Source organism: Acrocarpospora macrocephala, from assembly GCF_009687865.1.
GTDB lineage: Bacteria > Actinomycetota > Actinomycetes > Streptosporangiales > Streptosporangiaceae > Acrocarpospora > Acrocarpospora macrocephala.
In genome coordinates, this window is sequence record NZ_BLAE01000005.1 from 283,928 (window position 1) to 291,998 (window position 8,071).

8 protein-coding genes are annotated in these 8,071 nt (G+C 65.9%); 3 read left to right on the plus strand and 5 right to left on the minus strand.

Features of this window, described 5'->3' with window-relative positions:
• Positions 1 to 234: 234 nt before the first annotated feature.
• On the minus strand, positions 235 to 3,027 hold the full coding sequence (locus Amac_RS04305; RefSeq protein ID WP_155352979.1) for a M14 family zinc carboxypeptidase: 2,793 nt from the start codon (positions 3,025 to 3,027) through the stop codon (positions 235 to 237).
• A 363-nt stretch (positions 3,028 to 3,390) separates the two neighbouring features.
• Between Amac_RS04305 and Amac_RS04310 the strand changes: the two genes are divergently transcribed.
• The 3 genes from Amac_RS04310 (at position 3,391) to Amac_RS04320 (ending at position 5,574) form a co-directional block, all read left to right on the plus strand.
• Positions 3,391 to 3,735 (plus strand): YciI family protein, encoded by a 345-nt coding sequence (locus tag Amac_RS04310; protein ID WP_155352980.1) that lies wholly within the window; start codon positions 3,391 to 3,393, stop codon positions 3,733 to 3,735.
• Between the two features lie 7 nt (positions 3,736 to 3,742).
• Entirely contained in the window at positions 3,743 to 4,972 is a 1,230-nt protein-coding gene (locus Amac_RS04315; RefSeq protein ID WP_218040872.1) for an RNA polymerase sigma factor, read from the plus strand.
• 161 nt (positions 4,973 to 5,133) lie between these two features.
• Positions 5,134 to 5,574, plus strand: coding sequence for a GNAT family N-acetyltransferase (locus tag Amac_RS04320; RefSeq protein ID WP_170322315.1), 441 nt, complete (start codon positions 5,134 to 5,136; stop codon positions 5,572 to 5,574).
• A 15-nt stretch (positions 5,575 to 5,589) separates the two neighbouring features.
• On the opposite strand, the gene Amac_RS04325 is transcribed toward Amac_RS04320, so the two are convergent.
• The 4 genes from Amac_RS04325 to Amac_RS04340 form a co-directional block, all read right to left on the minus strand.
• Positions 5,590 to 6,492, minus strand: a complete 903-nt coding sequence (locus Amac_RS04325) for a carbohydrate kinase family protein (protein WP_155352982.1) — start codon at positions 6,490 to 6,492, stop codon at positions 5,590 to 5,592.
• Positions 6,467 to 6,931, minus strand: coding sequence for a nucleotide triphosphate diphosphatase NUDT15 (locus Amac_RS04330; RefSeq protein ID WP_155352983.1), 465 nt, complete (start codon positions 6,929 to 6,931; stop codon positions 6,467 to 6,469). The genes Amac_RS04325 and Amac_RS04330 overlap by 26 nt, the downstream gene beginning before the upstream one ends.
• A gap of 28 nt (positions 6,932 to 6,959) precedes the next feature.
• Entirely contained in the window at positions 6,960 to 7,232 is a 273-nt protein-coding gene (locus tag Amac_RS04335; RefSeq protein ID WP_155352984.1) for a hypothetical protein, read from the minus strand.
• Between the two features lie 365 nt (positions 7,233 to 7,597).
• Positions 7,598 to 8,071: IS66 family transposase (locus tag Amac_RS04340; RefSeq protein WP_155352985.1), on the minus strand; the 474-nt coding region annotated here is incomplete at its 5' end.

Here is an 8,071-nt window from a genome sequence, read left to right on the forward strand (position 1 = left end):
CATCCCCAAAGTAATTGGGATGTTAAAAGAGATCCAGCTATCGAGAAAATCCACTTGTGACATATGTGTCACGCCAATTACGCATTGATTATGACGGTCCCAAAATGCGATAAGGCAGCGGTCCTCGGCATGCGCCTCCAGAGCACACCGATATTCTCACCGCAAAGCAGCCACAGGAGTCACTTTGCTTCAACAGGGGGCCCGGCCGGATGAACCGGCCGGGCCCCGACGCGATCAGGCCACGACGGAACGGAGCGGGATGCCCGCCACGCCGAGGTCACGGATCAGGTCACGGACGTAGGGATGCTCGTCGGCCGGCAAACCCTCCGGGTTGGGGATCGTGAGGTACGCCGAGCCGCCGGCGCTCGCGATCTCCGCCGTGTCGGTGTACCGCTCGACCACCGCCTGAGTCCGGGCGAGATCGGCGTCGGCCACCTGGATGACGATCGGCCGCCATTCCCCGCCCAGGTTGGGCAGTTCCTCCGGCTCGGCGGCCGGCGGCGGCAGCGCCCGGGCGCTGCGCTGCTGCGCGGCGGGCGCGCCCGCCGGCTGGAGCAGCGCGTTGGCCACCAGGTGGATGCCGTTCTCGTTGTACGCCCGGAACAGCGGGTTGTAGGCGAACAGGACGGCGTGCCCGGCGCCGGTCGGCTCGTTGACCAGAGCCGCCGTGCCCTTGAGGGTGTCCGACCCCACCGTGTAGCCGTTGGACCAGAACCTGCCGTCGGTCGGGTAGGTGAGGACGTTGACGCCGGTGGTGCTCGGGTTGAGGATCGGGTCGCCGTTGTTGAACTGGAAGTCCTCCGCCGGACGGCCGAGCGCGACCGGGTCGGCGGTGGCCGTGTCCACCCGGAAGTGCGAGCCGATGACCTGGTAGCCGGTCGGCTTGGCCTTCTCGGTGGTGGAGGTCAGGCCGGCGGCCCTGGCCACCCGGGTGCCCTCGTTGCGGAGCCCGAGGTAGGTGCCGCCCGCGGCGACCCACTGCTTGAGGTTGGCCAGGCCCTGCGCGGTCAGGCCGCCCGTGGAGCTGCTCCCGTCCGGGACCACCAGGGCGGTCCGCTCGGTGAAGGCCGGGGTGTTGCCGTTGATGTCGGCCGTGGTCACCGGCTTGAGGTTCAGGCCCCAGCGGGCGCCGAGCACGTAGCGGGCCTCGCCGTACGAGCCGGAGGTGGTGGAGATGCCGGTGCCGTTGAACAGGCCGACGTCGGGGGTGCGCAGCGCGGTGCCCGAGGCCGCCGCCCCGCTGCCCGTGACGGTCACGCCGAGCGAGGTGGCCAGTTCGTCCAGCTCGTGCCGGTCGACCGAGGGGGTCGGCAGGCTGACGACGCCGGTCGCCAGGTCACGCGAGAGCGGCACGCCCTGGGCGAGCAGCTTGAAGGTGAGCTCGGAGGCCGCGGCCGAGTCCAGCGGGTAGGAGTAGGACCCCTTCTTCGAGGCCCCGGAGGCGACGCCACCCTCCGCCTTCCTGACCAGGTCGGCCTTGGGCGACAGCTCGTCCCCGGTGTAGACCGTGTCCACGCCCGCCAGGAGCGGGTTGCTCCAGGAGGAGACGTCGTAGAAGTACGGGAACGGCGTGTACGGGTCCTCGCCGATGGTCGCCTGGATCCAGTGCTTCTGCGGCTGGTTCATCGGGATCCAGTACGCGCCCTCGGGCACTTCGAGGTTGCTGGCGGTCCGGCCGCCGAAGATCCGGGCGCTGGGCACCGTGACGGGCTTCTTCAGCCGGTAGACCTCGACGTCCATGCCGCGCAGCCGCTCGACCAGCTTGCGAACGTCGCCGATCTGGCGGTCGGGCAGCAGGAAGTACGAACGGATCTTGATGTCGGGCACCGGGAACTGCACGGTGTTGGTCGGCTGCACGACCTCGTTGGGCTGGAGGGTGCCCGCCGCGCCCTCGGCGAGCGCGGTCTTCCAGATCGAGTAGTAGCTGCTGAGGACCTCGTGCTTGTTGTCCGAGGCCCAGCCGACCGTCGCCCACTGGGTGTTGAACTGCTGCTGCACCCGGTCCTGCACGGCCGAGGTGCTGCCCTTCTCGTACGTCATGCCGGCGGCGCCGAACCCGGTGGCCGGCACGGTGTCGCCGTACCCCATGTAGAACAGGTCGTACGTGGCGTAGTTGAAGTAGCACTCGGTGGTGACGGCGCCGCCGCAGGCGCCGTTGAAGCCGAAGCCCGCGGCGTTCGCGGCCCCGATGCGGTTGATCCAGTCGACCGGCTGGTCGGCGAGCTCGTGGTGGATCGGGTCGGCGTTCGGCGGGAAGAAGTACTGCCGGCCGCCCATCTCGTGCGCGTCGATGAAGACCTGCGGCGGGTACTTCCTGAGCAGTTCGATCTTGCCGTCGGTCTCCGGCTGGGTGCGGGCGAACCAGTCCCGGTTCAGGTCGAAGCCGTAGTCGTTCTGCCGGCGGCTGGCGTCGCGGCCGTCCGGGTTCTGGGTCGGCACGATGATCGTGATCAAGTTGTCGTTGCGCTCGGCCACGTCGCAGGACAGGCCGCTGGACAGCTCGTACAGGGTCTTGAGCGCGGCGTCCGCGCCGCTCTTCTCGCCGCCGTGCACGTTGCCCGCGATCCAGACGATGGCCGGGGAGTCCTCGGCGATGCGCGCCGCCTTGTCGGCCCCCAGGGAGCGCGGGTCACGCAGCGCGTTGATGTCATCGGCGATCTTCTTCAGCCGCGCGTCGGACACGCGATCCGGGTTGGACACGATGGCATAGGGCAGTTCCTGGCCGGAGACACTGTGCGCCATCGTGCCCGTACGAACACGGTTGGAGGCGCCTCCCACGGCCTGGACGTAGTCCTTGATCTCTGCTGTGGTCAGAATCCGGGGCTGTCCCGCGCCCAGGGGGAAGCCGAAGAACTGCTCGGGACTCGGGACGGTGGTCACATGGGCGCTGGCGTCGGTGGTGCAGTCGGCCGGCTCGGCCTGAGCCGAGGTCGTCGGCGTCAGGGTGAGCGCGGCCGATACGAGGACCGCGACACCTAACGCCTTGCCATAAGGGGATCTACTGCGCACCGTTGCGCGAAACCGCATCTCGCCTCCAGGGCGGAGGGACGGGGGAACTCGGGAGAGCCCGTCCAGGGAACACAAACCACTGCGGACGGTATTGGAACGCCACATAACGGACAAGACAGAAGGAAATCTAACTGTCTCATGTTAACTAGTGTTATAGGAGCGTTTTCCCAGGTCAGGATGGTTTAGTGGGACCAAATCGACGCTTTATAACGTCCGATAACAACTAGGCGTCGGGTTCGTACACAAACGCGAACGGCCAGGGCCGGCGCATCAGCATGACCTGCTCCTCGCCGGGCGCGCGCGAAAATCTTCCGGCGCGTTGTCGATTCCCGTGGAGGTGGCACGTCATCCAGGTGACCCTGATACATGGAGGCGAGACACATGAAGTACATGCTGCTGTTGTGGGGCGATGAGAAGCCGTGGGCCGAGGCCGGGCCCGAGGAGCGCGAGCGGCTCTACGCCGAGCACGGACGCTTCAACGAGCTGCTGGCATCGCGCGACGCGGCCCGGGGCGGCGAGGAACTCGCCCTCTCCAGCTCGGCGACCACGGTACGCAAGAGGGACGGCGAGACGCTCCTGACCGACGGTCCTTTCGCCGAGACCGTCGAGCAGCTGGGCGGCTTCTACCTGGTCGAGGCCAAGGACCTGGACGAGGCGCTGGAGTTCGCCAAGGCCTGCCCCAGCGACGTCGTCGAGGTGCGCCCGGTGGTGGAATACCAGGGGTAGGGCCGCGATGACGCCGGCGCGGATGGGCGGGGCCGAACGGGCGTACCAGGAGCACTGGGCGCGGCTGCTGGCCCTGCTCACCGCCGAGCTGCGCGATCTCGACCTGGCCGAGGAGTCGCTGCAGGACGCCTTCGCCGTCGCCGTGGACCGGTGGGATCGCGACGGCGAGCCGCGGAACCCGGCCGCCTGGCTGCTGGTGACCGCGCGGCGCAAGGCCGTCGACCGGCTGCGCCGCGGCGCCGTGGCCGCGCGCCGGCTGCCGCTGCTGGTCGTCGACGACGGGCCCAGCTCCGGCTCAGACATCCCCGACGATCGGCTGCGGATGGCCTTCACCTGCTGCCATCCGGCGCTGGCGATGCCCGGCCGGGTGGCGCTGACGCTGCGCTACGTGGGCGGGCTGACCACGCGGCAGATCGCCCGGCTGTTCCTGGTGACCGAGACCACGATGGCCGCCCGGATCACCCGGGCCAAGAAGAAGATCGCCCAGGCGGGCATCCCGTATCGGGTCCCGTCCGGCGCGGAGCTGCCCGCCCGGCTGGACGGCGTGCTCGCCGTCATCTACCTGATCTTCACCGAGGCGTACGCGCCGGCCGGGGGCGGGCGGCTGGTCCGCGACGAGCTGGCCGCCGAGGCGATCGGGCTCGGCCACACCCTGCGGGAGCTGATCCCCGGCGACCCCGAAGTCGCCGGACTGCTGGCCCTGATGACGCTGCACCACGCCCGTCGCGACGCCCGCACCGGCCCGCGCGGCGAGCTGGTACGCCTGCCCGACCAGGACCGCTCACTATGGCACCACGACGAGATCGAGACGGGTCTGGGCCTGATCCACAAGTCCGGCGCCCGCCCAGGTCCCTACCTGACGCAGGCGGCCATCGCGGCCGAGCACGCCTCGGCGGTCCGCGCCGAAGACACCGACTGGCGTTCGATCACCCTGCTGTACGGCGAGCTGGAGCGGCTGACCGGATCAGCCGTGGTCCGCCTCAACCGGGCCGTCGCGCTGGCCGAGGCCGAAGGCCCTGCGGCCGGGCTGGCCCTGCTGGACGACCTCGACGCGGCCCTGCCGTACCACCACCTGCTCCCGGCCACCCGCGCCGAACTGCTCCGCCGCCTGGGCCGGGCCGAGGACGCCCTCACCCAGTACGGCAGGGCCCTGGCTCTGGTGGGCAACGACGCCGAACGAGCGTTCCTGCTGTCGCGCCGAGACGAACTGCTGGAGGTCCCGCGCACAGGAAAATGACTTGGTGCCCGGTTTGGTCCTCCCCTAGCGTTCTGCCGAACGCAGACTCGACTCACCGGGGTGAACCTTTGTCGCGCCGAGTTCGACGGGCGGTCCCGCAGGACGCCGCAATCCTTGCCGCAGTCCAGCTGGCCTCGTGGCAGGCGGCTTTCCGGGGGCTCTTGCCGGAGGAGTACCTTGCGAACCTTGACGACAAGGCGTTCCAGGCTCGGTGGGACGACAGCCTCGCCACCTCTCAATGGCCGTCGTCGGGCACGCTGGTAGCCGAGGAAGCCGGCCGGGCCGTTGGCTACACACGCTTCTATCCCACCGACGACGACGATGACGATTCGGCGGCCGTGGGCACGGTCGGGTCCCTCTATACGCTGCCCGAGGTTTGGGGCACGGGAGTCGGCAAGGTGCTCATGACGGCAGTCGTCGACGCCCTGACCGGGGCTGGGTACTCCGAGGCCACCCTTTGGGTGCTGCGGGGCAATCGCCGGGCACGGGAGTTCTACCGAAGGCAGGGGTGGAGTGAGGACGGTGGCCTGACCGAGGACCTGAGCGACGGTTTCCTCGTCACCAAGCTTCGGTATCGTCGCCTGTTGGCCGAGCGCTTGTGATCGAACTGGTTCAATTCAGGATCTCCACAACCGACCGGCGTTGGCTGCGTCGCCTACCGACAGCGTCCAATTATCGGGCAGTTCCGCACACGCCTTATGGACGGGAACCAGGGATCGCGAGACCAGTACCATGGACGGCCCGAATGAACTCATGGTCGCACCGAATCTGCCTGTGATGCGCGCATTGCTTTCCGTCCAACTCGCCTGCGCGTGTTCGGCGAATCGTGCCGCCCTCTGCTCCGCGCCCAGCTCCAGTCCGGACGGTAGTCCTAGAATCTTCTCCAAAGTCCCGAGGCTCGCTGAGATAGTCGCACAAAGCATGGACAGACGATCCAGTGTGTGTGCTGCGAGCCCCTGCCAACCGCTGTGTGGAACTAGTTCAAGATGGATTCGCCAACCGTCATTTTTCAAGACTTGCAGGTCGTCCAGCCAGAGATCCAGTTGCTCTCTGAGCATGTATCCGTCTAATATCAGGTCAGACGCCTCATGCCTCAGTTCCGCCAACTTGTGGCTCACGTCTGAATATCTTACGGAATCGACGGCTGAACGATCCGGCGCAATCATTAACCTAGCGTCTGTAACACCTCCCCCTATATGGATAATGTTCACGATTCCCGTGCGTGTTCTTGGAATGACAGCCGGCCACACGGTCGCGGCAGCTATGGCGGAGTCGGCAGTTTCCAAGAGAAGCTGGCCGAGGGGGTCATCGCCGACAACGGCTATGAGATCCACTTGTTCCCGAACCTCAGCGAAGGACCGGACGATGTTCCCGGCCACGCCGCCGAGTTCGGCTTGAATGTCAGTCCAAGTTTGAGCATCCTCGGTAAGCGCGAACCAGCGCCCGTCTATCTTCGTGGATATGTCGAAGTGCAGCGCGCCGAGGACGACCCACCTATGAGCCTTGCTGTCCAGAGTCATTGAGAGCCAGTCCTTCGCTCAGCGATCTCAACGCGAGTTGACAGGGCTGGAACAGCGGCTGAGGAAGATCGCCAATGTCGTACCAGTCCCAGTTTTCGATAAACTTCGGTTCCATGACTTTTGGCTCGCCCTCGAATTCTGTCACCTCGAATTCGAGATCGAGATAATGTCGCTCGTATTCGACGACGTTGCTGACGCATACCAGGCGCGGACTACCCAATACGATCAGCCCGGCTTCTTCCAGGGCCTCCCGCCGAACGGCGTCGATCAAGGATTCGCCAAATGCCAGACCTCCACCCGGCCAGCCGTAGGATCCGGCGCCATGTGCCCCCTGACGTTTTCCAAGCAGGACCTGCTGACCTCGACGGATCATCACTCCTACTCCCACCGCCGGGCGAACATTAGAGTCGCGGTGGTGCGCATCCGCATCTGCAATCATCGAATCTCCTTGATCGGTAGTCCCGACTCTAGACAATTGGTATGTACTGGCGGTTCACTTTCTGAAAACCGATGCGAGAGAACCTGGGGTCGGTCCAGATTTGATTGTAATGCTCCGCCAAGATATCGAACATGACGCCGGCCGGAGACACCAGGAAGGTAGGGGTGTTGCGGCTCTGGGCGCCCATGATATACGGTCCCCAGAATATCTCGTTGTCGATGCGACAGACATGCAGGGCAGGAAGGCATGAGTACAGCCGTATTTCGAGCCTTTTGGGGTATTTGTTCTTCAGTGGGGTCATGAACTGCAAGAATCTGACGACGTCGGTAGTGATGGAGCCCGGACTGTTCGATTCCTCTACGTCTCGTTGATTTGCATAAGCAAAAAGCAGAATTCGGCGCTTCTGGATCTAACAGAAGAATGCGGACGGGAACCCTTTCCAGCCAGGTGGCCATTTCACCGCCGAAGTCCTCACGCAGTGCCCGCAAACCGAACCCGAGAAAGTCGATCTGCTTTCTCGCGTTACTGAATCGCGGCTCGTACTCATGATTGATAGGGACAGATCTCGCCGGGAAGTATTCATTCAGGCCCGACGCATTCCAGTGTGATGTGATCGCGGTGGGTGATGGTCGTCGGGCGTGAGTGGTTACCGAACGTGCCCGTGGGTTAGGCGGTGGCTGGGTCCGGCGGCATCCAGGGTCTGCCGAGCAGGGCGTCGCGGATCGCGGAGATGACGTCGGTGCCGTGTTTGGCGGCGGTGGACAGGTAGCCGCGGATGGCGTACCGGTTGCCGGTCGCCGTCTCCGATCGAAGCCGCCCGGAGATCTTCTGCTGGGTTTTGGCTGGTCGGACATCGCGTTCGGCCTGATTGTTCGTCGGAGGAACCCGCAGGTCATGGGCGAAACGCAGGACGTCGTCCTCACGGTCGCGCAGCACTTCCAGCAGCACCCGGCCGACGGGCTGGGTCACGGTTTTGGCGGGTCCGGGGATACGGGGAACCTCGGACAGACCGACGCGGACCCCGTGCTTGAACAGCCGGATCAGCTCATCTTTGACGCCTGTGTCGATGGCGTCCTCGCCCTGCTCGCGGGCGGTGCCGGCGGCGTGGATCAGCCCGCGCAGAGTCCGCTGGATCTGAAC

Coding starts and splice junctions, on each gene's coding strand:
- Amac_RS04305 (WP_155352979.1), bottom strand. CDS start 3,027: ATGCGGTTTCGCGCAACGGTGCGCAGTAGATCCCCTTATGGCAAGGCG.
- Amac_RS04310 (WP_155352980.1), top strand. CDS start 3,391: ATGAAGTACATGCTGCTGTTGTGGGGCGATGAGAAGCCGTGGGCCGAG.
- Amac_RS04315 (WP_218040872.1), top strand. CDS start 3,743: ATGACGCCGGCGCGGATGGGCGGGGCCGAACGGGCGTACCAGGAGCAC.
- Amac_RS04325 (WP_155352982.1), bottom strand. CDS start 6,492: ATGACTCTGGACAGCAAGGCTCATAGGTGGGTCGTCCTCGGCGCGCTG.
- Amac_RS04330 (WP_155352983.1), bottom strand. CDS start 6,931: ATGATTGCAGATGCGGATGCGCACCACCGCGACTCTAATGTTCGCCCG.
- Amac_RS04335 (WP_155352984.1), bottom strand. CDS start 7,232: ATGACCCCACTGAAGAACAAATACCCCAAAAGGCTCGAAATACGGCTG.